27 protein-coding genes are annotated in these 24,734 nt (G+C 54.9%); 18 read left to right on the top strand and 9 right to left on the bottom strand.

The genetic code is table 11. The features are described 5' to 3' along the window. Positions 1–203 precede the first annotated feature (203 nt). The gene (locus AC3WJN_RS02415; protein WP_005832736.1) at positions 204–683 is read right to left on the bottom strand and encodes a DinB family protein; all 480 of its coding nucleotides are present in this window, start codon (positions 681–683) and stop codon (positions 204–206) included. A 134-nt stretch (positions 684–817) separates the two neighbouring features. Between AC3WJN_RS02415 and AC3WJN_RS02410 the strand changes: the two genes are divergently transcribed. Both AC3WJN_RS02410 and AC3WJN_RS02405 read left to right on the top strand, forming a co-directional pair. Beyond that, a complete protein-coding gene (locus AC3WJN_RS02410) occupies positions 818–1,264 on the top strand; it encodes a hypothetical protein (RefSeq protein WP_005832734.1) in 447 nt (148 codons plus the stop codon). Between the two features lie 76 nt (positions 1,265–1,340). Continuing rightward, a complete protein-coding gene (locus tag AC3WJN_RS02405) occupies positions 1,341–1,877 on the top strand; it encodes a hypothetical protein (RefSeq protein ID WP_005832732.1) in 537 nt (178 codons plus the stop codon). 149 nt (positions 1,878–2,026) lie between these two features. On the opposite strand, the gene AC3WJN_RS02400 is transcribed toward AC3WJN_RS02405, so the two are convergent. Then, entirely contained in the window at positions 2,027–2,527 is a 501-nt protein-coding gene (locus AC3WJN_RS02400) for a hypothetical protein (protein WP_005832730.1), read from the bottom strand. Between the two features lie 60 nt (positions 2,528–2,587). Between AC3WJN_RS02400 and AC3WJN_RS02395 the strand changes: the two genes are divergently transcribed. Then, the gene (locus tag AC3WJN_RS02395) at positions 2,588–3,235 is read left to right on the top strand and encodes an MBL fold metallo-hydrolase (RefSeq protein ID WP_005832728.1); all 648 of its coding nucleotides are present in this window, start codon (positions 2,588–2,590) and stop codon (positions 3,233–3,235) included. Between the two features lie 94 nt (positions 3,236–3,329). Next, positions 3,330–4,619 (top strand): CapA family protein, encoded by a 1,290-nt coding sequence (locus AC3WJN_RS02390; protein WP_007784161.1) that lies wholly within the window; start codon positions 3,330–3,332, stop codon positions 4,617–4,619. A gap of 13 nt (positions 4,620–4,632) precedes the next feature. On the opposite strand, the gene AC3WJN_RS02385 is transcribed toward AC3WJN_RS02390, so the two are convergent. Further along, entirely contained in the window at positions 4,633–5,706 is a 1,074-nt protein-coding gene (locus AC3WJN_RS02385; RefSeq protein WP_007784163.1) for a hypothetical protein, read from the bottom strand. A 112-nt stretch (positions 5,707–5,818) separates the two neighbouring features. On the opposite strand from AC3WJN_RS02385, the gene AC3WJN_RS02380 reads away from it, so the two are divergent. Beyond that, positions 5,819–6,955, top strand: coding sequence for a class I SAM-dependent methyltransferase (locus tag AC3WJN_RS02380; protein WP_429787537.1), 1,137 nt, complete (start codon positions 5,819–5,821; stop codon positions 6,953–6,955). Positions 6,956–6,987: 32 nt separating this feature from the next. On the opposite strand, the gene AC3WJN_RS02375 is transcribed toward AC3WJN_RS02380, so the two are convergent. Both AC3WJN_RS02375 and AC3WJN_RS02370 read right to left on the bottom strand, forming a co-directional pair. After that, positions 6,988–7,254 carry a DUF2626 domain-containing protein gene (locus AC3WJN_RS02375; protein ID WP_005832721.1) on the bottom strand — a complete coding sequence of 89 codons (267 nt, stop codon included), beginning with the start codon at positions 7,252–7,254 and terminating at the stop codon, positions 6,988–6,990. Positions 7,255–7,414: 160 nt separating this feature from the next. Next, the gene (locus tag AC3WJN_RS02370; RefSeq protein ID WP_007784168.1) at positions 7,415–8,113 is read right to left on the bottom strand and encodes a helix-turn-helix transcriptional regulator; all 699 of its coding nucleotides are present in this window, start codon (positions 8,111–8,113) and stop codon (positions 7,415–7,417) included. Between the two features lie 323 nt (positions 8,114–8,436). On the opposite strand from AC3WJN_RS02370, the gene AC3WJN_RS02365 reads away from it, so the two are divergent. From AC3WJN_RS02365 to AC3WJN_RS02355, 3 genes are all read left to right on the top strand, one after another. Next, positions 8,437–8,814, top strand: coding sequence for a Spx/MgsR family RNA polymerase-binding regulatory protein (locus tag AC3WJN_RS02365; protein WP_005832718.1), 378 nt, complete (start codon positions 8,437–8,439; stop codon positions 8,812–8,814). A gap of 182 nt (positions 8,815–8,996) precedes the next feature. Continuing rightward, entirely contained in the window at positions 8,997–9,755 is a 759-nt protein-coding gene (locus AC3WJN_RS02360) for an enoyl-CoA hydratase/isomerase family protein (RefSeq protein ID WP_007784170.1), read from the top strand. Between the two features lie 141 nt (positions 9,756–9,896). Beyond that, on the top strand, positions 9,897–10,541 hold the full coding sequence (locus tag AC3WJN_RS02355; protein WP_005832715.1) for an RsfA family transcriptional regulator: 645 nt from the start codon (positions 9,897–9,899) through the stop codon (positions 10,539–10,541). Positions 10,542–10,610: 69 nt separating this feature from the next. Here AC3WJN_RS02355 and AC3WJN_RS02350 read toward each other — a convergent pair whose 3' ends face one another. Continuing rightward, a complete protein-coding gene (locus tag AC3WJN_RS02350) occupies positions 10,611–11,078 on the bottom strand; it encodes an N-acetyltransferase (RefSeq protein WP_005832713.1) in 468 nt (155 codons plus the stop codon). Between the two features lie 274 nt (positions 11,079–11,352). On the opposite strand from AC3WJN_RS02350, the gene AC3WJN_RS02345 reads away from it, so the two are divergent. The 10 genes from AC3WJN_RS02345 (at position 11,353) to AC3WJN_RS02300 (ending at position 21,930) form a co-directional block, all read left to right on the top strand. After that, the gene (locus AC3WJN_RS02345) at positions 11,353–12,699 is read left to right on the top strand and encodes an acetyl-CoA carboxylase biotin carboxylase subunit (protein WP_005832712.1); all 1,347 of its coding nucleotides are present in this window, start codon (positions 11,353–11,355) and stop codon (positions 12,697–12,699) included. 18 nt (positions 12,700–12,717) lie between these two features. Beyond that, entirely contained in the window at positions 12,718–12,930 is a 213-nt protein-coding gene (locus AC3WJN_RS02340) for a biotin/lipoyl-containing protein (RefSeq protein ID WP_005832711.1), read from the top strand. Positions 12,931–12,982: 52 nt separating this feature from the next. After that, positions 12,983–13,897, top strand: coding sequence for a hydroxymethylglutaryl-CoA lyase (locus AC3WJN_RS02335; RefSeq protein ID WP_005832709.1), 915 nt, complete (start codon positions 12,983–12,985; stop codon positions 13,895–13,897). Positions 13,898–13,911: 14 nt separating this feature from the next. Beyond that, positions 13,912–14,685 (top strand): enoyl-CoA hydratase-related protein, encoded by a 774-nt coding sequence (locus AC3WJN_RS02330; RefSeq protein ID WP_007784177.1) that lies wholly within the window; start codon positions 13,912–13,914, stop codon positions 14,683–14,685. Between the two features lie 16 nt (positions 14,686–14,701). Further along, a complete protein-coding gene (locus AC3WJN_RS02325; RefSeq protein ID WP_005832704.1) occupies positions 14,702–16,240 on the top strand; it encodes an acyl-CoA carboxylase subunit beta in 1,539 nt (512 codons plus the stop codon). A gap of 704 nt (positions 16,241–16,944) precedes the next feature. After that, positions 16,945–17,907: a ketopantoate reductase family protein gene (locus AC3WJN_RS02320; protein ID WP_007784179.1), complete on the top strand. Its 963-nt coding sequence runs from the start codon at positions 16,945–16,947 to the stop codon at positions 17,905–17,907. Then, positions 17,908–18,306, top strand: a complete 399-nt coding sequence (locus AC3WJN_RS02315) for a DUF3397 family protein (RefSeq protein ID WP_005833013.1) — start codon at positions 17,908–17,910, stop codon at positions 18,304–18,306. A gap of 52 nt (positions 18,307–18,358) precedes the next feature. Next, on the top strand, positions 18,359–18,916 hold the full coding sequence (locus AC3WJN_RS02310) for a helix-turn-helix domain-containing protein (RefSeq protein WP_005833012.1): 558 nt from the start codon (positions 18,359–18,361) through the stop codon (positions 18,914–18,916). A gap of 113 nt (positions 18,917–19,029) precedes the next feature. Next, positions 19,030–20,649, top strand: a complete 1,620-nt coding sequence (gene bshC, locus AC3WJN_RS02305) for a bacillithiol biosynthesis cysteine-adding enzyme BshC (RefSeq protein WP_007784182.1) — start codon at positions 19,030–19,032, stop codon at positions 20,647–20,649. Positions 20,650–20,874: 225 nt separating this feature from the next. Continuing rightward, positions 20,875–21,930, top strand: a complete 1,056-nt coding sequence (locus tag AC3WJN_RS02300) for an S-layer homology domain-containing protein (protein WP_005833008.1) — start codon at positions 20,875–20,877, stop codon at positions 21,928–21,930. 61 nt (positions 21,931–21,991) lie between these two features. On the opposite strand, the gene AC3WJN_RS02295 is transcribed toward AC3WJN_RS02300, so the two are convergent. The 3 genes from AC3WJN_RS02295 to AC3WJN_RS02285 form a co-directional block, all read right to left on the bottom strand. After that, positions 21,992–22,582 carry a hypothetical protein gene (locus AC3WJN_RS02295; protein WP_007784186.1) on the bottom strand — a complete coding sequence of 197 codons (591 nt, stop codon included), beginning with the start codon at positions 22,580–22,582 and terminating at the stop codon, positions 21,992–21,994. A 138-nt stretch (positions 22,583–22,720) separates the two neighbouring features. After that, entirely contained in the window at positions 22,721–23,932 is a 1,212-nt protein-coding gene (locus AC3WJN_RS02290) for a CynX/NimT family MFS transporter (RefSeq protein ID WP_005833004.1), read from the bottom strand. Beyond that, positions 23,929–24,630, bottom strand: a complete 702-nt coding sequence (locus AC3WJN_RS02285) for a FadR/GntR family transcriptional regulator (protein ID WP_005833002.1) — start codon at positions 24,628–24,630, stop codon at positions 23,929–23,931. Before AC3WJN_RS02285 ends, AC3WJN_RS02290 begins: the two co-directional genes overlap by 4 nt. Positions 24,631–24,734 lie beyond the last annotated feature (104 nt).

Below are 24,734 nucleotides of genomic sequence, written 5' to 3'. Positions count from 1 at the left end.
GGGTAACCTATCTCTTTCATGGAGGTTGAAGTGCCAAAGAGAATAACCGGTAAAACCCCATAAGCAATCGGGCTCGACAAAGGACCGCTCCCTATTTGGGAGCGGTTTCGCTTTTTGGCGCAAATCAACGTGCGTTCCACGTCCATAAAAAAACGCGGACAGCCGTGTGGACGGCTCCGCGTTTTGCAGGCAAATGATAAGGGCTAGGCTTTGGCTGCGGCAATCGCCTTGCGCAAGGAAGAGATCATGCCGATGTGCATGCCTTCGTGGAACAGGGTGAAGACCATGATTTCGCCATACGTGTGCATAACACCCTTGTCTCCCAGTTCAAACGGCTTCGGGAGCGACTCGTTCAGCCGGGATTGGAATTGCTCCTTGATGCGAGCATGCTGCTCCTTCAACTGGGCAGCCAACGTTTCCAGGGAAGGGATGTTTCCCTGCCAGTCTGCCGGTTTTGTCCCTGGGCTAAACATAGCCGCGTAGGACGGAGGACAGTTCATTTTGGCTGGTCCAAGCAGCAAATAATCTTGCGTGAGCAAAATATGGCCGATATTCCAGCGGATGTTGTTTTTAAATCCTTCCGGAACGATGTCAGCCTCCTCCTCAGTCGTCTTGGTCACGTCCTCCAAAAACAGGCCGCGAATCAAATCGTATTGATTCCAAACGAATGAATAATCCTGCATGGCGAAAACCACCTTTCGTCAATTTCCATTCGTCTCCATGTTACCGTAAATCCGTAGCGAGGAAAACAAGCCCGGACAATTTTTTGCAAGTTGTCCTCCTCCCTTCATATATATATATCAAGGAGGGAGCGCACATGGTCACGTTGGACTCATCCATTGCCTTTTTTGTTTATGTAACCGCTGTTTCCAGCGCAGCGGCAGGTGTGACAGAAGCGTTCAAATCGATCATTCCGTTTTTGTCCACTGACTACGAGCCGAAGGAAGACTGCTGGGAGGACCAAAATGAGGCGGCGCGTCTGATGCACTACAAACGCTTTTTCAACCTGCTCATCTCGGTGTTGGCCGCCGGCGCGATTTTTGGCATGCTCGGCCTGGACCCGGCGCTGATTTTGACCGGAGCGGATTCGGCTTACGTGGAAAATCCATGGCAGGTAGGAACATGGCTGTGGGGCATTATCGCCGTGTTCGGTTCCCCGTTTTTTGCTTCGGTCCTGAAAATTTTGGAGGGATTCAAGCAGTCGGTCAATAACAGCAACCCGCCGAATCGCCCGCGGCAGAAGGTGAGCGGCCCGCGGGAATGACCGGCCACAGCTTGAACAGTGCCTGCCGCGTGCGGTAAGATAGCAAAAGCACATACCGCTAAAGTAGGTGGGCACGATGGCAAAGCGAAATTCATTCGGAATATTGGCATGGTTGGCGCTATTCATCTTCATGCTGACAGCCTGTTCGGGGCAGTCGGAGCCGTCCGGCGTATTCGATCCGGAAAACCAGCGGGAATACGGCGTGGGCGGAATTTACTTGGGCCAAAACATCAAGGAAGCGATGGACATCATCAAGCCGAGCAAAGCCGATTTTATGGACATGGTGTCTCGGGAAAGCTACACGGTGGACAGAATGGCAAAAGGCGAAGGCGAGGCCGTCATGGGCATGCTTTTGCTCGATCGCACGCAACTGCTCGTCAAGGTCAGAAAAGGCGAATTGAGCTCGATCATGCTCGGCGGAGTGGCAAAAGAAGATGCTGCACGGTTCAAAACGTATCGAGGGCTTGCCATGTACGACAGCGGTGAGCAGTTGAAAAAGCTGTACGGCGAAGGCAGCGGGGAAAAGGAAGTCGTGTACGAAGGCAGCAAGTACACGGCCAACTTCGGCCTTGAAGACAACCAGGTGGTCTGGTTCCGGTTTGACAGCAAGTAGCGAGCAAGCAAGGAAGGAAGTCGCTTGGCTGGCGCAGGGAGCGCATGGCCCGCCAGCCCTGGCAAGCCGACAGAAAGAAAGTGAGTTCTCCCAAAGCGGAGAGCTCACTTTCTTTCTGGGCGAAGGCCGCAGTCAGCGCATCGGCTCGGCTACGTTTTGTGCAGCCACTGCACTTGCACCTGATAGGCTTTGGCGATCCCTTCAACAAGCTCGGTCAGGCTGCTGTCGAGCAGGTAGATCGTCTCTTCTTCCTCCGCTTGCGGGATCGTGCCGCTGACGTGCTCCTTCCACTGCTCAGCCGCAGCCCAGCGATCAGCAGGGGTGCCAGACGCTTTGTCTACCGTAAACAGCGCAACCTGGTCTGCATACACAAACATATGGTCATTCGGCGAGACGAAACCGATATCGTCCAAGTGCCCGACCATCGCTTCGGGAGGAAGCAATAGCAGCGAGAAGCCGTCGCCCAGCATCTGCGACTTTTGCAAAATCGCCTCCAGCTTGTCTTTTTCCGCCTCGTTTTCGACGATAAAAAGCAGTTTGTCCCGATCAAAGACATTGACATGGTCCCCGATTTTATGTATGACTTGAGCATAGAAGCCAGGCAATTTCCCGTCTGGGATCGCAAGCTCGATTCCGTACATATGGCGCATGCGCTTCATCCTTTTCTCTAGGCTTTTTTCTTATCGTACCAAAAAAACAGGGAGGTTCCTATGAGCGACCAACAGCTTGCCATCCAATCTTTTGCCTTGGGAGGCTTTCAAACAAACGCCTACGTCCTGACCAACACGGATACAGAAGAGACGATTGTCATTGACCCCGGCATGGAGCCAGCGCGGCTTTTGCAGGCGATTTCCGGCAAAAACGTCGTGGCGATCCTTTTGACACACGCCCACCTCGACCATATCGGCGGACTGAACCAGGTGCGCGCGCTGACAAAAGCGCCCGTGTACATCCATCCGCTGGAACAGGAGTGGCTGACCAATCCCGATCTCAACGGTTCCAGCCGCTGGGGGCTGCCTGAGCCGATCGTGTGCGATCGCGCCGAGCACGAACTGGCTGACGGGCAGATGCTGCAGCTCGCCGGATTTGACATCCAGGTGCTGCACACGCCGGGACATTCGCCAGGAAGCTGTTCGTTTGTGATCGGCAAGCATTGCTTTGGCGGTGATGTACTGTTTGCGCAGAGCATTGGCCGGACCGATTTGCCCGGGGGCGATTACGAGACGCTGATGATTAGCATCCAAGACAAGCTGTTTGAGCTGGATGACGACACGATCGTCTACCCGGGGCACGGCCCGAAGACGACGATTGACTACGAAAAAACGTACAATCCGTTTGTAACGGGCATGCTACGGTAAAGACTGCTCGACTCTTTCTGGAGATGCGAAGAGGATTTTGTCGGATGGCGGCGAAAAAGAAGGGGTTATCTTAACGCCAAAAGGAGCTATTGCGATGAAGCAAGCATGGAGCAAGTGGGTCATCATCACAGCGGTCGGCTGTATGAGCCTGGTCGGGTGCGTCCCGCCGGCAGCCCCGGATCACGAAGCTTCCAAGGCTCCTGTCCAGCATGTGACCCCATCTGAGCCCGCCACGCCGCAGCCGCCGCAAGACGAGCCTGCCGCCGACACGGAAGCAAATCCACCCGCCCCTCCCCCGGAACAGGCGCCTTCACGTTTTCCGGAACAGCGAATCTCGCTGCTCGCTGTCGGGGACATCATGGTTCACCAGGAGCAAATGGATGCCGTCTGGAACCCTGCGACCAAAACCTATGACTTCAACAAGTTTTTCCCTTATGTCACGCCACTGTTTCAAGAGGCGGACTGGGTGATCGGCAACCTGGAAACGACGATGAGCGGCAGCCAGGCCCGCTATTCGGGATACCCGATGTTCAATTCCCCGGAATCTTTGGCGCAAACGTTGAAGGAAGTAGGTTTTACCGCTGTAACGACCGCGAACAATCACTCGATGGATCGCAAGGAGCAGGGGGTACTGCAGACGATCAAATACTTGGATCAGGCAGGAATTTTGCACACGGGGACGTTTGCCAGCGCCGAGGAACGCAACGAGCCGCTTCTCTTGACCAAGGACGGCTTTACGCTCGCCCTGCTGTCCTATACGTACGGGACGAACGGCATTCCCGTTCCGCCAAAGAAGCCGTACCTCGTGAACCTGATCGCGCCTGAGCTGATGAAGCAAGACATTGCCCGGGCGAAGGAAAAGGGAGCGGACCTGGTCGCCGTGGCGCTGCACTTCGGCGTCGAGTACCAGCGGCTGCCCAATGCGGAGCAAATTCGGACAGCCGAGCTGTGCCTGACGTACGGGGCCGATCTGATTTTGGGCGCTCACCCTCATGTCGTGCAGCCGTACGAGTGGAAGACGGTCACGCGGGAGGACGGTACAGAGCACACAGGACTGATTGCGTATTCGCTTGGCAACTTCGTCTCGGCACAGCGCTGGGATTACAAGGACGTGGGCGCGATTCTCAAGCTCACCTTGCACAAGGACGAGTCCGGAAAAGCGAGTATTGAACAGGCGGAGCTGCTTCCGACCTACGTTCATTTTTTCCGCAAAAACAACAAGCGCAATTACGTGATTTATCCCGTGAATGAAACGCTGGCAGGGCTTATGCGCGGGGAAAAATATCCGACCCTCACCAAAGAAGCGATCCAGTACATGACCCGTTTGCAAAAGGAGATGCCGGTTCACGTGAATACGGCTGTCTCCGGAAAAAAAGCCAGCTAATGGATAGCTGGCCTTATTTCTTTCCGAAGCCGAACGGCAAGTTCAGCTTCAGTTGCAGCTTCAGTTCTTCGTTTTGCAGGCTGATGCCCTGCACCTGGATGTTGGGCGAGATCAGCTCGGGATAAAAGCCGAGATCGTACGCTTTTTCCATCTCGTCCACGGTCGCTTGCGGCAACGCGAAGCCGTCGAAGTAAAGCTCGCTGATGTGGAATTTCAACTGGGTGGGCGAGACGAGCTCGTAGCTGCCCACCAGACGAAGCTCCATATGGTCGTAGGTGCCTTCGACAATCAGTTTGTTGTCTTCAAAAGAGAAGCGCGACTGCTTGAACAACTCGTCCTTTTGCATCAAAAACTGGTTGAAATCGCTCTGCTTGATCGTCAGCGTATGGTTGAAAAAGCCGTCCGACTGGATGCGATCGGGCGTAGCCAGCTCAGGCACTTGCACCATCACCTTGGCCAGCATGCCGAAAAACGTCTGGAAGGCGGGCAAGCCGCGCTTTTCCCAATCATCAATCAAATGGTCCATCAACGCTTCTACGGCCGTCGGGTCGTCCAGCTTCTGCACGTTTTTCTCTTTTTCCGCCTGGATGGCGAGCATCTCGGCCAGTTGCTGCTCGTATTTTTTGCGCAGATCCTGGAGCAGAGCCAGCCGGTCTTGCTTGTCTGTCTGCATGACAGCAAGCTTTGTGCGCTCGGCATGGTACGCCTGGAGCCGATTCATGTCGTGCTCGTACAGTAGCTGATAAAATTCGAACATCAATAAAAATTGATTGAAATTTTCAGCATTAAGTAAAAGAGTGAGAAGATTGACTCGTTCACCCATGTAGTAAGCCCGTGCCACCTCGCCGGCATGGCGCTGCATCGCTTCGATCACGAGCTTTTGACGCTGCAGGTCGAGGTCGATTTGAGCGATATCCCGGTATGTCCGAGACTCTTCATCCTTGAGCAAGGTGAGGGTTCGCTCCAGCTCTTTCTGAGTGAAATGCTGCTGCAGGATGAGCTGTTCCAGAGGAAGCGCCGTTTCTTCCTGGGCGAACGCCGTCAGCGGACATACAAGCAGGAACAAGACGAGCAGAAATTTGCGCATGTTTTCACCTTTTGCTTTCATGATGGAAGTCGCTTACCTTTCCACATTGTATGACTTCTTTTTCGTATTATAGCCTTATCAGGTTGAATTTGGATAGCAGGAGAAGAGACGAATGGATATCATCGCACAGATTCGCCACGAAATCGAAAGCCAGGAGGGACGCGCCATTTCGTTTTCGCGCTTTATGGAGCTGGCTCTCTATCACGACGCCTATGGCTATTATATGTCGGACTTGCCCAAGGTAGGCAAAGATGGCGATTTTTTTACCAGCGCGACGGTACACGCGGTGTTTGGAGAAACATTGGCGGATGCGGTGAGCGAGCTGTGGCGCGCAGCGGGGATAAAGCAGCCCGTGCTCGTCGAAATCGGCGGAGGTACCGGCTCCTTGTGCAGCAGCATGCTGGGACGAATACGCGAGAGTGCGCCGGACGTGTACAAACGGTTGAAAGTCGTTCTCATCGAAGCAAGCCCTTATCACCGGAGAAGACAGGAGGAAGCGCTGCGCGAGCATGAGGTGGAAAAGGTGTGGCACGCTTCGCTTGCGGATGCCGCTTGCGGAGAAGCAGTAGAAGGCGTCGTCCTGTCCAACGAATGGCTCGATGCCTTTCCCGTTCACGTGGCCGAGCGGACGAAGACAGGCTGGCAGGAAGTAGCGGTGACTTGCAAAGAGGGGCAATTTTGCGAGGTGCTGCGGGAGCCGACCGCGCCATTGCTCGCTGCTCTGGCTGAAATAGAGGCGGCTCTGCCGATTCCGGCAGGCATGCGGATCGAGGTGAACCTGGGGCTGAAACAGGCGGCGCAAGAAGTAGGGCGCCTCTTGGCAAAAGGCTTTGTCGTGACGATTGATTACGGCGATCGCCAGGAAGAGCTGTACCACCCGAGCCGAAAAAAAGGGACGCTGATGTGCTACTACCGCCACCAGGCCCACGACAATCCGTACATCCACGTCGGGGAGCAGGATATTACCGCGCACGTCAACTTTTCCTCCTGGAGCCGCTATGGAGAAGCAGCAGGCTTGCAGGAGGTTTGCTACATGCGCCAGGACAAGTTTTTGCTGCAATGCGGGCTGCTGCACAAAGCGGTTGCGCACCAGGATACGGACCCGTTTACAAGCAAGGCGATGAAGCGCAACCGGGCGATTTTGCAACTGATCGACCCAGCCGGATTGGGCGGCCGCTTCCGGGTCATGGTACAGCAAAAAGGCATGGAGCCGAATGCCGCTGCCTTGCCTGCGTTTTTCCGCCAATAAAAAAGATGCTCGCGATTGAGCATCTTTTTTTCTTACATCATCAGTTGCATGAAAGCGTGTTCTTGTCCGCCTACAGGCATCACGAAGAAGGTGTAGTACGTGAACCCTACAAAAGACAGGAACATGAAGCCGAAGAAAATGTTGATATACACTCGTTCAGTCAGGCTCATGTAGCTCAACGCTACAAAGAATGCAGTAAGACCGAAGAAGATGAGCGACATCGGGTACAGACCGCCCCAGAACGCCATCAGCGCGATTACAATGGTCCAAAAACCGAGAACGCGATACATACGATCCATTTGTTGTCCCCCCTTTTTGCCTAGATCGGTAAGATTTACAAGATTCCTTCCCCATTATATAGGACAGGCGAAGACGTGTAAACGATAAAGCTATGACGGTTTTTTGACGCGCCGAACAAAAAAAAGACGGGCGCGCCCAAGGGAGGACGTTTTCGCTTGCTCAGAACTGGATGACCGTATAGTTGCACGATTTGCAGCCCCGAATCATGGAGTCATCCTCACGTAATTCAATGTTCCCTAAGTACGTTTCGAATATTCCCATCAAAAGAGCGTTGTGCATCTGGCAGACAGCGCTCGGATATTTCTTGGCGGTGTCGGAAAACGTGCAGTTGTTTACGCGAAAACGAAGCTTGCCGTCTTCCAGCTTTTCAATGTCCGGTCTCAATCCCTGAGCCACGACGAGGCGATGGATCAGGTGCAATTTTTCTTCCAACGTAGCCGTTTGCAAATTCAATCCGCTTTGGACAATCGCCCGTTTCGCCATCTCTGTACCAATGCGATGCCCCATATGGATAAGAGCGGCTTCGCCCGCCTCACCGAGCGACAGCAGACTTTCGATCGCGATATCGGCCAGCAACTGATAGTCGCGCGGTGGGAACTGCAGGCTCACCACCTGTTCAGACAGTGAATACAATCGACTGGGACGTCCTCCTTTGCCGCTTTTGTCCGAGACGGCCGTGAGCAGATTCACGTCCTCCAGCTTGGTCAGGTGCAGGCGCGCTACATTCGGGTGAATGGCAAAGTGGTCTGCGACGTCCTGAACCGTGATGGGCTCTTTGCTGTACGCGACAAACTGGTAAATGGAAAAACGGGTGGGGTCTGCCAAAGCACTGGTTAACTTCTGCGCATCTTGGTCCATGCCGGATACCCCTTTCTCAACGTGACAAGCCTTGTTCAACATTTGTTTGAAAAAATTTCACATCCTCATAAGTGTATCCGATTTTGTGTGGCTTGTTAAGGTGGCAGTGTGCTACAACAGCACATCCCCCGATTTCCTGCCTAGTTTTTAGATTAACTACTATTGACATAGTGTTTATTGTAGATTTATAATCCAAACTAAAGAAAGAATTTTTATTAGCTTACTTTTTGCAAGTTAATAGCTCTAAGCAATTAACGAAAGCAGACAGCAGCACCAAGAACATACGCAAATGAATTTGTATAGATGAGACGGAGGGGTAACCGATGGCAGTTGCTGAGCGTACACGAACACAAAAATTGACGTTTTTCACGTATCCGAGCTGCACATCCTGTCGCAAAGCCAAAGCTTGGCTGGCAGAGAATGGCGTCAACTACGAAGAGCGTCACCTGTTCAAAAATCCACCGACAGCCGAAGAGCTGCTCGACATCATTAAAATGACGACAAACGGACTCGACGAAATTTTGTCGACCAGAAGCCAGCGCTTCAAAAACTTGGATGTGGACATCAACGACATGTCTGTAAAAGAGCTGCTGGAGATGCTGAGCGAAGAGCCGCAACTCCTGAAGCGTCCGATTCTCACCGATGGCGAGAATCTGATCGTCGGCTTCAATTCATCCGCCATGAAAAACTTGTTGTCGTAACCGGAGAGGGAAGGCGTAGGCCTTCTCTTTTTTTTCGTCGTTAAAAAGTTCTAGCGGCACAAGAGCAGCCAAGGCTTCGCCAAAAGACCGGCAAAGCCAAGTTTTCTCGCGCCGATATGATTTTCGCGGGCGACACGGTACAATAAAGCAAATACATTCGAAGAAAAGGATGGAGACTGTTCATGGATACGTTACTGATCCGAAAAGAAGCAGGGATTGCCACGATTACGCTGAACCGTCCGCACGTACATAACGCCATCAGCATGGAGCTGGTCGACGAGCTGCACGAGGTGCTGGCCGATTGCCAGACCGATCCGCAGGTGAAGGTGCTCGTCATCACGGGCACAGGCAAAAGCTTTGTATCCGGCGGCGACCTGAACCAGTTCATTGCGGCGCGAGGGCGTGCGCAAGCGCATCCGCTGCTCAGCAAAGTGGCGGGTCTGCTGTCTTCTATCGACCGCTGCACGAAACCGGTCATCGCGATGGTGAACGGTGCGGCGGTAGGCGGCGGTTGCGAATTTGCCGGGGCGTGCCACTTCCGCTTCGCCAGCGAGCAGGCGCTGTTTGGCTTCGTCCAGATCAGCATGCATATTACGACTGGCTGGGGCGGAGGCAGCCGGCTTTTGGACCTGCTCCCTGAGTCAAAGGCACTGGCTCTTTTGCTCGCCGGGGAAAGGCTTTCTGCACAGCAGGCCAAGGCTTACGGCTTCGTCGACGAAGTCTATCCGCACGAGCAGCTTGCGGACGCCGTTTACGCCTTTGCGCAAAAAATCGCGGCGCAGCCGCTTGTCGGGATCGAGGCGTACATGCAACTCGTCCGCTGGAAGCGGGAAGGGCTCGTGCGCGAGGAGCGCATCAGGCGGGAAGTCGATCAGTGCGCACAGCTCTGGGGCAGTCCCGAACACGTGTCCGTCGTGCAAAAGTTCCTCACCAAGCAGTAGTTCTCGCCTATTCGGGTTCTTCTCGTTTAAACATTTATTTGCTTGGACATACTTTTTCTAGTAGAAAGCGATTCTACAAGAGTAGGGAAAAGCATAGGATGAACTACATCATCCTTTTTAAAGGTAACGGGAGGGACTCATATGGTAGCTTCCAGACAAGACGCATGGACCGAAGATGACGATCTCGTGTTGGCGGAAGTCACCTTGCGCCACATACGCGAAGGCGGCACACAGCTTGCCGCATTTGAAGAAGTGGGTCAAAGGTTGGGTAGGACTGCGGCAGCGTGCGGTTTTCGCTGGAATAGTTGCGTGCGCAAACGTTACGATGCAGCAATCTCGATTGCCAAGAGCCAAAGACAGCAACTGAAAAAAATGGGTCGGATACAAGCGCCGGCCGCAGCGGCCGAGACGGATGCGGTTTTGTTGCCGCCAAGGCAGGCGGCGCCTGCTGCTTCGGAGACGCAGGCTGCCAAGCTGGAGGTAGTGGAGGAGGAGCAGATCGAATCCGTGATTCGCATGCTCGTCAACCAGAAAGAAATGGCCCGTCGCTTGCGACAATTGGAACAAGAGTTGGAAGGAAAAGATTTGGAGTTAAAAGAATTGAAAGAAGCGCACGAGCGCGCCAAAAAAGAACTGGAGCAGGTGCAGGGCGTAAACGACGACTACCGCGCCCTCGTCCAGATCATGGACCGGGCTCGCAAGCTTGCCTTTTTGCAGGAAGAAGAATCCGCCAAAGCCATTTTCAAAATGGATGAAAACGGCAATCTGGAGCGCGTGGAAAAATAAATGCAGGGCTTTCGACAGAAAAAAGAAGCGGTGTTCAGTCCGCTTCTTTTTTCTCGTCCGGACGAAGAGCTAGTCTTGCAGCTCCACGTTTTCCGGCAACCAGACGTAAGGGTTTTCGCCACGGTCGCGCATCGGATTGTACTTGACAGGGGTAAAGCCCATTTTCAGCCAAAATTCGTCCGCACGACAGCGGGAATTGGTTTTGATAGGAGCGCCAAAGCTTTTTGCGTGGTTAACCAGAGCTGTCCCGTAATCTTTGCCGCGGTAGTCAGGCAGAACTTCAAGCTTCCACAGCTCGTAGTAATCTTGGGCTGGCTGGAAATAACGATCGTATTTCCCGTCGATTTTATAGAGGCTCATGCGTGCTACCAGAAGATCGTTGTCATAAATACCATAAAAAGGAGATTCCGAATCGTTCTCCACGATGTTCGCCTCCAGGTCTTCCTTCATCGAAAGCTCCTCCAGGCCAAATTCGCGAAACTTTTGGAATTCCTCCAGTGTCTTGTAGTTGATCTGTAAACGTCTTACTTCAAACATGGTTAGCCACTCCTCTCACAGCTCTTTGCCTTGGCCAGCTTCGGCCACTCTCCTCTATTATACACAAGGATTGGATTTTCCGAAGCGTTTTCTTTGATTCGTCTAGGAATTGACAGGAAGTGATCGCGCTTCCTTGGAAAAAATTAAAATTTCTTGCTAGAACTATGTTCATTCTCATGGCAAAATAGAAGTAAGCAGCACATGAAACAAACCGAGCAAACGATTTGGAAACGCTTTCGATTGAAGCCGGTTTGTCAAAGAGGGGAGCGTTGCCATGCGCAAGGTATTGATCGCAAACCGTGGTGAAATTGCCAGAAGGATCATTCGCACCTGCCGCGAACAAGGAGTCGCGACCGTAGCGGTCTATTCGGATGCCGACCGCGACCTGCCGTTTGTCCGCGAAGCAGATGAGGCCGTCCATATCGGCCCGCCACCAGTGCCGCACAGCTATTTGAACGTGGAGGCAATTATCGCGGCTGCCAAGAGCACGAATGCCGATGCCATTCACCCCGGTTACGGACTGCTTTCGGAAAACGAAGCGTTCGCGAGCCGCGTTTTAGCGGAAGGACTCATCTTCATCGGCCCTTCGCCAAAAGTCATCGGGCAAATGGGCGACAAGCTGACCGCCCGCAAAATCATGCAGGAGGCAGGCGTGCCTGTCGTACCAGGCTGCGAGGAATCGCTTGCGACCGTGGAAGAGGCAGCAGCCAAAGCGGCCGAAATCGGATATCCGGTCATGCTGAAGGCCAGTGCCGGCGGCGGTGGGATCGGGATGCAAATATGCCGGGAGGAGTCGCAGTTGCTCCAGGCCTATCAGTCGGCCAAGGGCCGCGCAAAAGCTTATTTCGGCAACGATGCGATGTACGTGGAAAAGTACGTGGAGCGCCCGCGTCACATTGAGGTGCAGATTGCCGCGGACAACGACGGCAACGTCATTCATTTGCTGGAGCGCGAATGCTCGATCCAGCGGCGCCATCAAAAGGTGCTGGAGGAAAGCCCGTCGCCATTCCTCGACCCAGCCACGCGCGCGAAGCTGTGCGAAGCAGCCGTAAAGGCAGCGAAGGCCGTCGGCTACACGGGTCTGGGCACGGTCGAATTTATTGTAGATGAAAACAAAACCTTTTACTTTTTGGAAATGAACACGCGTTTGCAGGTGGAGCATGCCGTGACGGAAGAAATGACCGGCTACGATCTGGTAGCCATGCAGCTTGCCATCGCGGACGGACATCCGCTGCCGATCAGCCAGGACGAAGTGCAGGCAAAGCGCCACGCGATCGAACTGCGCGTCTACGCGGAGGACCCGGTGACGTTTTTGCCATCGCCAGGCACGATCAGCCTGTATCAGTCGCCTGTCATGGAACATGTGCGGATCGACGATGGAGTGGAGTCGGGCACACAGGTCACGCCTTTTTACGATCCGATGATCGCCAAGGTGATTATTTCCGGGCAGACCCGCGCAGAAGCGGTGCAAAGGGCGCAGGAAGCGCTGAACCATTTTCTGATTACTGGTATTAAAACGAACATTCCGTTTTTACAGGAAGTATTGGCAGACGAGCATTTCCAGGCCGGAGATTACACCACCTGGTTTATCACCGAGCGCCAAGCCAAATCCAATCACTAAACAAGGAGAGGGTCATTCATGAAGCAAGTAACCGCAAACATGGCAGGAACAGTCATTTCCGTCCTGGTGCAGCCAGGCGACACAATTAGCGACGGCCAGGACGTCATCGTGCTGGAATCGATGAAAATGGAAGTGCCGGTGCAATCGCTGGAAGCAGGCAAAGTCGTGGAAGTCAAAGCGAACGTCGGGGACTTTGTCAACGATGGCGACGTTATCGTCGTTCTCGAGTAGTATTTTTTTTCTTTCAAACTGAGCGGTCGCTAGGAAAGGAGGCGGGATGAGCGTGAAGGTGCAAATTGTAGAGGTTGGCCCCCGAGACGGGCTGCAAAATGAGAGTGCCATCGTGCCCGCAGAGGCGAAAATCGCCTTGATCCACAAGCTGCTGGATGCGGGACTGGAAAGGATCGAGGCAAGCTCCTTTGTCAACCCGCGCTGGATTCCGCAGTTGGCTGACGCGGAAGAAGTGTTGCGAGGGATTTTGCCTGTCGAAAAAAAAGGTGTGCAGATCAGCGCCCTTGTGCCCAATGTGCGCGGTCTGGAGCGGGCGCGTCAGTGCGGTCTCGATGAAATCGCCCTGTTCATGTCCGCCTCGGAGAGCCACAACCGCAAAAACATTAACAAGAGCATCGCGGAAACTTTTCCCGTGCTGGCGGAAGTGGCGAAGGAGGCGCTCGCTCTCGGGATGCGCGTGCGCGGGTACGTCTCCACCGTTTTCGGTTGTCCGTACGAAGGCGACGTTCCTGTCGACAACAGCCGTAGAGTCACCGATGCGCTGCTGGAGATGGGCGTGTACGAGGTTTCGCTCGGGGACACGATCGGGGTGGCGACGCCGAAGCAGGTACACGAGATTTTTGCGGAACTTGTGAAAGATGTTACGACCGAGCGCTTGGCCGGGCATTTTCACGACACGCGCGGAACGGGTCTGGCGAATGTGGTGGCGGCGCTCGAAGAAGGCATCCGCACGTTTGACAGCTCGATTGGCGGCCTGGGCGGTTGTCCGTACGCTCCCGGCGCGGCAGGCAACATCTCGACGGAAGATCTGGTTTACATGCTGCACGGCATGGGCTATGAAACCGGAGTCGACCTGAACCGACTGACGGAAGCAGGCGCCTACATCCAGGAGCAGCTTGGCCGGGAGCTGTCGTCGAAAGTGCTGAAAGCAAACCTGGCAAAACGCCAGTTGGAGGAGCATACGTAGAGAGGAAGGGCTACATGACGATTTCTTACCAAAAAGAGGGCATGGTCGGTGTCGTGACGATTGACAGGCCGGACGTTTTCAACTGCCTGAACCTCGCGACATTGACCGAGCTGAGACAGCTTGTCGCAGAGTTGGCGGGCGATCGCAGCACGCGCGTCGTGGTCGTGACAGGAGCGGGAGACAAGGCGTTTTGCTCGGGCGCGGATTTGAAGGAGCGGCGCGGCATGTCGCCTGAACAGGTCGAGCACTACATCCGGACGATTCGCGACACGTTCAGCGAGCTGGAAAAGCTGCCGAAGCCGGTCATTGCCGCCATCAACGGATTGGCGCTGGGCGGGGGCACAGAGTTGGCGCTCGCCTGCGATCTGCGGATCATGAGCGATCAGGCGCAAATGGGCTTGACGGAGACGTCGCTCGGGATTATTCCGGGAGCGGGCGGGACGCAACGCCTGCCGCGGCTGGTGGGCAAGGGCATTGCCAAAGAGCTGATTTTTACTGCGCGGCGCGTCCAGCCGGACGAGGCGCTGTCGATCGGGCTGGTCAACCGCGTCGTGCCTGCGGAGCAACTGATGGGCGCAGCGCTGGAGATGGCTGCCCAGATTGCGAACAACGCTCCGCTGGCGCTCGCACAGGCGAAGTTCGCGATTGACTGCGGGGGCGAGGTCGAGCTGGGAGCAGGGCTGTTGATCGAGAGCAACGCCTACCAGTTGCTCGTTCCGACCAAAGATCGCCTGGAGGGGCTGGCAGCCTTTGCCGAAAAACGAAAACCGAACTATCGCGGAGAGTGACGAGGGGGAGTAGCCGATGAGCAAACATTTGGAAGAGACGTTGCAGGAAAAGATCGCGCAAATCCAGCAAGGTGGCGATGCCAAGTACCACGAAAAGCTCAAGGAGCAAAACAAGCTGTTTGTCCGCGATCGGCTGAAGCTGTTGTTCGACGATGAATTTATGGTCGAGGACGGGCTGTTCGCCAATGTCATGGCGGGAGATTTGCCGGCAGACGGCGTCGTGACCGCCATCGGAAAAGTAAACGGCCAGACAGTGTGCGTCATGGCCAATGACTCTACGGTCAAGGCTGGCTCCTGGGGTTCGCGGACGGTGGAAAAGATCATCCGCATTCAGGAAACGGCCGAAAAAATGCGCGTGCCGCTGATTTATCTCGTCGACTCGGCCGGGGCGCGGATTACGGATCAACTGGAAATGTTCCCTGGCAGACGGGGAGCGGGCCGGATTTTTTACAACCAGGTGAAGCTGTCCGGAAAAATTCCGCAAGTGTGCATCCTGTTCGGCCCGTCCGCTGCAGGCGGAGCGTACATCCCGGCATTTTGCGACATTGTCATCATGGTCGACAAAAACGCGAGCATGTACCTTGGCTCCCCGCGCATGGCCGAAATGGTGATCGGGGAAAAGGTGAGCCTGGAAGAGCTGGGCGGCGCCCGGATGCACTGCTCGGTGAGCGGCTGCGGCGACGTGCTGGCTGCCAATGAAGAGGAAGCGATTCGGTCGGCGCGCACCTACTTGAGCTTCTTTCCGGCCAACTACACGCAACAGCCTCCGCTGGCAGCGGCTAAAGGCCCTATCGAAACGGCCAAGGACATCTCCAGCATTGTCCCGGAAAATCAAAACGCGCCCTTTAACATGCACGATCTCATTCAATCGTTGGTCGATGCGGATTCGTTTTTCGAGATTAAAAAGCTGTTTGCCCAGGAGCTGATTACAGGTCTTGCCCGTCTGGACGGCAAGCCGATCGGGATTATCGCCAACCAGCCGCGGGTGAAGGGCGGCGTCCTGTTCGTCGATTCGGCCGACAAGGCGGCGCGGTTTATTACGCTGTGCGACGCGTTCGGCATCCCGCTCCTGTTCCTGGCCGATGTCCCGGGCTTTATGATCGGCACAGCGGTGGAGCGCGCGGGCATCATCCGCCACGGGGCGAAAATGATTTCGGCGATGGCCGAGGCGACCGTACCGAAAATTTCCGTCATCGTGCGCAAGGCGTACGGAGCAGGACTGTACGCGATGGCCAGTTCGGCGTTCGAGCCGGATGCGTGTATCGCCCTGCCCGGCGCGCAAATCGCGGTAATGGGCCCGGAAGCAGCGGTGAACGCCGTTTACAGCAACAAAATTCAGGCCATCGAAGACCCGGCCGAGCGCCAGGCGTTCATTCAGGAAAAGCGCAAGGAGTACCAGGAGGACATCGATCTGTACCTGTTGGCCTCGAACCTGATCGTCGACGCGATCGTTCCGCCGAGCAGCTTGCGCCAGGACCTGATTGCGCGCTACGAGATTTACAAGGACAAACGGCAAGTGTTCTCCGACCGGAAGCATCCGGTTTATCCGGTGTAGGAGGGAATGGCTGGAGACTGTCGCCTTTGGGCGGCAGTCTTTTTTGGCTGGCGAAAAGGTAAATTCCTCTACGAGCTGTTTCTTTCGTTCGATGTTGATTTTTGTATTGTAAATCAGGAAGTCAGGCTGCCCAAGGCAAGGAAGCAGATTCAAAAAGCATTGCGAATGGTCGAGCAGGTAGAATGATAGCTCCCAGAAAGGTCTACACGAATGCCCGCACTTCTTCTTTAATTCTTGTCCAATCTTTTTACCTTGCCCTTTCTTTTTCCCCTCCGACATCCCCCTTGGTCCCTGACGAGGAAAGAGACGAAATCCGCGAAAGCTCTTTGGGCTCCCAACCGAGGCTGCGGGGAAAAAGCGAAACACGCTTTTAGCGTCCAACTCTGAGAAGCTCCCTGAATCAACCACTTTTGGACGCGGTTTCGCTTTTTCCCCGCAGCCAGGCAGTCCAGCCCTCCAGCAGGGAGCCCAAGAAGCTACAGCGATTTCGTCTCTTTCCTCGCCGCACCAAAAGTGCCGATGAAGGCCGCTTTTAAAACACAGCACGTACTACACCCAAAGTTTTCACCTCATCCGGCCATGTAAACGAAAGAATCAACAGAGAATTTTTCGATAATTGCGATCTTTTTTGTTCCAATCAATTGAACAATCTCCTAAACTCTGCTATTCTTATAAAATAAGTATTGATTAATGTAGGTGAACAAATGCAGCCAGTAACTAGCGATTTGCAAGTGGTCGTAGTTGGCGGTGGTTCCGTTGGTTTGCTGTACGCAGCAAGGCTTGCGCTCGCTGGACTGTCTGTGACCGTCGTTACGCGCAGTTCACTTCAGGCGAATCAACTCATGGAACAAGGACTTTCGCTCCAGCGTCTGGACGGCACAAAAACAAAGGTGATGGTACCTGCCCGCCCCATTGAAGCTGGCTTGCCTGCAGGGAACCTGTACCTGCTCGCCGTCAAGCAGCCTGATTTGCCTCCGTTGCTTCCGGCGCTGACCGACTTGAATCCTGCCGCGCGCGTCGTCGCGCTGCAAAACGGGATGGGGCACCAGGAAATGCTCGCAGAAGTGCTTGCGGACGCGCAATGCTTTTTCGCCATTCACACAGAAGGAGCCAGAAGGCATTCCGCGACGGAAGTGGAGCATACCGGGACAGGCACTTTGCGTGTCGGACCATGGCAGGAGAGAAACAGCAGAGATCCCGTGATCGCTTCCTTTGTCGAATGGGCATCGGCTGCGGGGATTACGGCAATCTACGAAAAAGCGATTGAACCGCATGCGTGGAGAAAGCTGCTCGCCAATGCCTTGATAAATCCGCTTACGGCATTGTTTGAAATCCCGAACGGGGCACTCCTCGACAGTTCGCATACACAAGCGCTGATGCGCGATTTGTTTGATGAAGCCGCGCAGGTAGCTGCTTTCGCTGGACAAAAAATTGGGGAAAAAGACTGGCAGGAAATTGTCGTTATTTGCCGAAGTACTTCCCGTAATCTTTCCTCTATGCTGCAAGATGTGATGAAAAATAGGTCTACGGAAGTACAATCAATCAACGGTTATCTTGTCGAACTAGGAAAAAAGTCCGGGATTCCTACTCCGTTGCACGAGACCTTGCTTCGCGTCATTCTTCTAAAATCTGGCATGGGAATAGGGAAGGAGGGGAGGCGACAGTAGATGGCCATGTGGACAACTTTCTGGTCCTATTTTTGGGGGACGCTGACCGTAGTGCCATTCTTAGGATTTCCGCTTGTCTATTTGATTGTGTACATGGTGAAGCGGAACAAAAGATTGGCAGGTCGTTGGGCGGTGAATATCACGAATTTTTTGGTGATTCGTTCCGCTGTTTCCGCGTACGAGCTCATCTGGCCAGAAGCGATGTCAGCCTGGTGGTGGGTTAGCTGCTTTTTCCTGGTGACGATTGTGCTGCTAGGCTGGTTCCAGGTGAAGTTGAAAGGGAAGCTCTCCTTGAAAAAGGTAGGATTTTCCGCTTGGCGGTTGTCGTTTCTCTGGTTTGGACTTGTCTATATAGTGCTGTTTACGACGGGCATAATCAAGACGATGGATGTGGTGTAACGCACTGGCTATACATATCGTATTTATTCCGATAAGAAAGAAGGTTGGAACTATGCGACTTCCCATCGAGAGCATCGGACATAAGATTCGGATGATTCGAAAAGAACGTGGATTTACCTTGGAGATCATGGCAGGAAAAACGGGGCTGAGCAAAGGGCTACTCAGTCAGGTGGAGCGGGGAATTTCCCAGCCATCGCTGGATTCGCTGTGGAAAATCACAAAGGCGCTGGAATCCCCGATCATTCATTTCTTCGAGGACATCGATCAAAAGCAAGTACACGTGACACGTCTGCAAAAGCGCAGACAACTGGTTTTTCCCGAATCGACAGGCACGTATTCGTTGCTCTCAATGGGAGGGAGCGCCAAGCTGGGCATGCTGGAGGTCCGGCTGATGCCAGGAGAAATGGTCGCGGACAAATTCGTCCAGACCGAAGGCGAGGAATGCTTTACGGTGATCGCCGGAAGCGTGACAGCGAGGTTCAACGATGAAGAGCACGTGCTGGAGACAGGCGACAGCATCTCGTTTGACAGCAGCAAATCGCACACGATTGAAAACAGCGGCGACGTGGAAGCCGTTCTGATCTGGTCTGTCACACCGCCTCAATTTTAAGAAAAAACAGCGCTACACTTTGACAACCCATTTTGGCGGGTTGTCTTGTTTTTTGTGGATGGCTAGCGTGGTATAATTTGCAGTGACCATCGCCCTAAGAAAGGTGAGCTAGCATGAATGTTGAACGTGTTGCGCTTCCATTGGCAAATCGGCTGGCACGAGAGTACCAGCAGCAGAACGAATCTGCTTTGTCCTTATTCGCGCACAATCCCTACCAAGATCAGTCATACCGGGAACGGTTGAAGTGGCTCTCCACGCAAACCTTCGAGCGGAAGCAACTGGCGGAAGGCTTACATAACTTTAATGAAGCAATAGGCACTCACCCCGAAGCGCTGAAAAACATCGAATTACTGAAGCAGCCGGATACATATGTCGTCATCGGCGGCCAGCAGGCAGGAGTCCTCACAGGCCCGCTGTACACGATCAACAAAGCGGTTCATTTGATTCAGGCAGCGCGAAAGCTGTCGGCCGAACTGCAAACAAACGTCGTCCCCGTCTTTTGGATCGCCGGAGAAGACCATGACATTGATGAAATCGATCATGTGTACTGGGCGGCGGATAGCGATACCCGTCTGCACAAGGAACGGCTGAAGCTGCGAAAAAAAGGGCGCATGTCGGCAAGCAAGCTGGCTTTGGAAGAAGAGGTGTGTATGCAGTTCCTGGATGCTTTTTTCCAGGAACAAACTGAGACAGCCGAAACGAAAAACGTGCGGGAATTGCTGACGCAAACAGCCAAAAGCTCGGCTACGGTGGCGGAGTGGTTTGCCCGGCTGATGGCCCAACTGTTCGGAAAGCATGGGCTGATCCTCGTCGAGTCATCGCTGCCGTTCGTACGGGAGCTGGAACGCCCCGTGTTTCAGCAGGTGATCGAACAAAACGAGCAGATGGCCCGCCTGCTCGTGAAGGCAAAAGACCGGATCGCAGCGGCCGGGTATCCGTTGCAGCTTGAAGTTGACGAGCAACAGGCCAACCTGTTCATCTACGAAGGGGAAGACCGGCTGCTATTGTCCCGGCATCTGGATCGCTTTGTCAACAGACGGCAGTCGTACAGTCGCGAGGAATTGCTGCGGCTGGTCCAGGAGCAGCCTGAGCGATTCAGCGCCAATGTCGTCACGCGCGGTCTGATGCAGGAGCATTTGTTTCCGACTGTGGCTTTCATCGGGGGGCCAGGCGAGATCGCCTATTGGGCGTACTATCGCGAAGTTTTCGAGCTGTTCGGGATGCAGATGCCGATTGTTTTGCCGCGCATGTCCATCACCCTCGTGGAAGGCGCTCACCTCCGTCTGCTGGAGAGTCTGGAGCTTACGGTCGAACAGGTGCTGACCGACTTTGCGGGCTGGAAAGCCGAGTGGGAGAAAAAGCAAGGGCCGCATCCGCTGCATGAGCAATTTGCCAGTGCGCGCGAATCAATCCTGGCCATGTACCGTCCGCTCGTGGAAGAGGTGCTGCGTCTGGACCCGGGAATGCGCGGCCTGGCGGAAAAGAACAGTGCGCTGTTGCTTGAGCAGGTGTCCTTTTTGGAGGAACGTTTGATTCGCTCCTTGCAGCAAAAAGAAGATGTCGCCTATAACCGGATCAAGCGGATCGAGACGACGCTTTTGCCCGAGGGCGGCTTGCAGGAACGCAAGCTCTGTTTTTTCCCCTTCGCGAACAAGTACGGGCTGGAACTGGTTGACCGTCTGGTCGAGGCTCCGTTTGCTCACGACGGCACTCATCAACTCTTTTTCGTGTAACAGGCAAAAAACAAAACGGATGAAAACAAAAAGTCGGCTGATCGTCCTAGACGGCCAGTCGGCTTTTTTTCGTGCAACGAAGGCGCTGCGAATCGCTTGGCTTCGCTGATTTTTCTTGCGTGTTTGGAAAATGGAAACAATTTCTACGGCGTATGCCGAAACTTTTCCGACAAAGTTTGCGTCCTACGAATAACGGAATTCCTGTGAAGAAAGGTGGTACTCGGGATGGAGAACAAGTCGCGACTATTCGGGAAAAAAGCCACTGTATGGGCGCTTGTCCTGTCGATGGCCTGGGCAGGCACAGCACTTGGCGAGTCGAATCAGGCCCAGGCCAGGGAGGAAAAGGCCGTCACCGCTTCCGTCTCCTTCCTCGACACAAAAGGACATTGGGCGGCCAAGGAGATTGAGCAGGCAGCCAAAGCCGGGTTGATTCAAGGCTTCCCGGACGGGACGTTTCAACCGGAGAAAACAGTGACACAGGAGCAGTTTCTTTCGTTGATAGAGCGCGTGCTCCCGTCCTACAAAGGACACGAGCCGGACGCTTTTGTCAAAGAGACGTATGTAGCGAAAGCTTCGGGCCGCTGGTCGGAGCAAACGTATCGCCACCTGGCGGCAGCAGGCATCATGACGACAGGCAAACCGACGGATGGAATGACGCGGCTGGAGGCGGCGCGCCTTCTGTTGGCAGCGCTCGGCCATCAGTCCGAGGGCGAAAAATACCGGGGAACGACGGCGCGGTTTTTCTCCGACCTGTCGCCCAAAAACGAGCATGAGGTCATGACCGTCTATCCGGCGTACAAAATGGGGCTTCTCTCCGGCTATCCGGACGGCACGTTCCGCCCGCAAGAAACGATCAGCAGAGCGCAGGCCGTCGCGATGCTGACCCGACTGGACAGCAAAATGGAAGAGCTGTTCCCGGGCCAGGTGAGCGAGAGCGAGAAAAAGGCGATGACCGATGCCGTAGCGGCGTTTGTCCGCGATGTGATGGACCAGAAAAAGATCAGGCGCTACGACGACCTCGTCGCGTATGTGAAGCAAAACAAGCTGAATGTCAGCGAGTCTTTTTTGCGCGAGCATTTCTCGTTCATGAAATACGAAATTTACGACTTCGTGCGTTTTCCGCAATTCAATGAACTTTTGTACTTCGCCAAAATCGGCACGAACAAGTACAGACTGACCGTCCAATACTACGCGGGCGAACTGGGCGGCAGCGTCGACAAAACTTTTTACCTCTCGTCTGCGGACGGCAAGACGTTCCGGCTGATTGGCAAAGACGAATAGCGGGCAACAAAAAAAGCTGGGTGCTTTGCATCCAGCTTTTTGCGATTTTGAGGAAAACGCGCTACGACTCCCCCTGGCCTTTAAGCAGGCGGATCAGCTTGCGGTTGAAGTCGACGGCAGCTTCTGTGGTCATCCCGTTTTGGAGCAAAAAGGTGGTCGTATAAGCGGTGTCATCGTAATTGAAGCTGTAAAAGGCGTACGTCCCTGAGTCGGTTTCCTTTTGCCCGTACTCGACCGCCATTCCTTCGATGAGCTGTGATTGCGCGTCGGCGAGGAAATTTTTCATCGTGTGGATTTCCATGATGATGACCGGCCTGCCAGCGTATTCACCGTAAAACAGTTCGCGTTGCTGCCTGTTTCGCATCACGGCGCGCTGCTCGTCAGTCAGTGGCAGAAGCTCGCCATTTTCATCGGTGTACACAATGACGGCGACAGAGGGGCCGGCGATCTGCTGCTGGTTTACGATCGGCGGGTAGCGGATTTCGGCGTATTTGACCGCGAGCTTTTCCGCAGGCGGAACGACAATGTCGACGTGAAGCTGCTCCTCCATGCGCTTTTCCACCTCTTTCGGCAGCGTGACTTCCACTTCCGGTTCCCCGCATCCTGGCAAAAACAGCAGGAGCTTCAAGCTGAACAACCACAAGCGTCTCATGATTCGCCACCTTTCCTTGGCCTGTGCCGCTCTTTTTCCTATATTTTACCATATAACGAGCGCGGGAAGGCGCTTCTGCCTCCAAAAGAAAAAGCGTGCGGGTACCAGTGACGGTCCGCACGCTTTTTGACGTGACGCTCAAACGGTTTGATTGCGCCCGGCCCCGATGCCGCTTGTGACGACCAACACGCTGACGAGGCAGAGCAGGCTGAGCGGCACGGTCCAGGAGTGCTGCAAATCGTAGAGAAAGCCGACAAAAATCGGGCCGACCGCAGCGAGCAAGTAGCCGACAGACTGGGCCATGCCGGATAGCCGGGCGGCCTGGCGCACGTCTTTGGCCCGAATGACGATAAAGGTGAGGGCGAGACTGATGCAGGCGCCTTGCGAGAGGCCGAGCAGCAACAGGCAGAGGTAGAGCAGAAGCTCGCTTGTGCCGAGCAAAAGCCCGCCGAAGCCGACGAGGGAGAAGAGGCCGACTACAGCCGCGAGCAAACGCTGATTCGTCAAGCGGGAAGCGAGCACAGGGGTGAAAAAGCTCGCAGGCAGGCTGACCGCCTGCACGAGCGACAGCATCCATCCGGCGCTGGTTTGGCTGATGCCGTGCTGCTGCAAGAGCGTAGGCAGCCAGGCGATCGTGCAGTAAAACAGAAACGACTGCAAGCCCATGAACAGCGTGACCTGCCAGGCGAGCAGCGAGCTCCACAGCCCTTGTTTGCTTTTTTCGCCCGTGCTTTTTCCTGGCTGGCTTCCGTCAGCGCGAAGCTGCGGCAGCCAGACGGCGATGGCGAACAGGACCGGGAGCGCCCAGGAGAAGAGCGAGCCTTGCCAACCCCAGCCGCCTGTGCTGGCGAGCGGGATGCTGATGCCGGAAGCGAGCGCGGCACACATCGACATCGTGGTCGTGTACACGCTGGTCATCAACCCGGCTTTTTGCGGGAAGCGCTGCTTGACCAGGCCGGGCAGCAGCACGTTGCAGATGGCGATGCCTGCTCCGATCAGGGCGGTTCCGGCGAACAGCGTGAAGACGAAGCCGGAGGAGCGCAGAATCAGCCCGATGAGGACGACGAGCAGTCCGGCAAAGAGCGTGCGCTCCGTGCCAAAGCGGTGCCCGATGCCCGGTGCCAGCGGCGAGAGCAGCGCGAAGGCGAGCAAAGGAACGGTAGTCAGCAGTCCGGACATTCCATTGGACAGGCCGAGGTCGCCTTGGATGGAGCCGACCAGAGGGCCAACAGCCGTCAGCGGAGAGCGCATGGCAAATGTAATCAAAATAATTCCGGCGATGATGAGAAACGGTTTGGGAGTGACAGGCTGCGCTTTGCTTTTCGCTGCTGTCAGGGTGGCAGGGCTCATGCGTCCATCCCTCCTTTCTCGATCAGCTCCGTGAGAGCTGTTTTGCTGGCTTGAATCAGGTTGCTTGCCGCTTCTTCCGCCGCGTCAGGACTTTGTTCGGCAATCGCTTGGACGAGAGCCGTATGTGTGATTGCCTGCTGGTCCAACAGGTCGTGGAAATCCAGCGTGCCGCTGACAGACAGGCGCAAGGATTCGGTCATCTGCTCGTACAGGTCGATCATGACGCTGTTGTGTGTCGCGTGGGCGACCGCGATATGAAACGCCACGTCAGCGGTGATGTACGCTTGCGGATCGTGCCTGAGCGAGAGGGAAGCGTCGAGCTTTTGCCGGATTTGCAGCAAATCGGCATCCGTCCTGCGCATGGCAGCCAGCCGGGCGATTTCGCGCTCCAGTCCGTACCGCACCTCCAAAATTTCCAGCAAGGTCGAGCGCCGTAGCCGTCGCTGCATCGCTGCGCCGAACTCGCTGGACGAGCGGACGTAAGTGCCATCGCCTTGGCGCGCTTCCAGCATGCCTGTGTGGATCAGCGCCTGCACCGCCTCGCGCAGCGTGTTGCGGCTGATGCCGAGCTGCTCCACCAGCTCCGGCTCAGGCGGGATGCGTTCTCCGACCTTCCACGCGCCTGATTCGATCCGCTGCACCAGTTGTTCCGCAATCTGTTTCACGAGCGAAGAGCGGACAGGTTTTTGCAATGTCATAGGATAAACCTCCAAACATCCGACGATTGGGAATGTCGCCATTTTAGCATGGGGAAAGACGACGGGCAAGATTCATGAGCGAGGAAACTGTTTGCAAGCGCAAA

This window comes from Brevibacillus sp. FW306-2-1A-C05A (assembly GCF_058781555.1).
The sequence above is the reverse complement of the archived record's forward strand: the minus strand, read 5'-3'. Positions and strand labels throughout refer to the sequence as shown.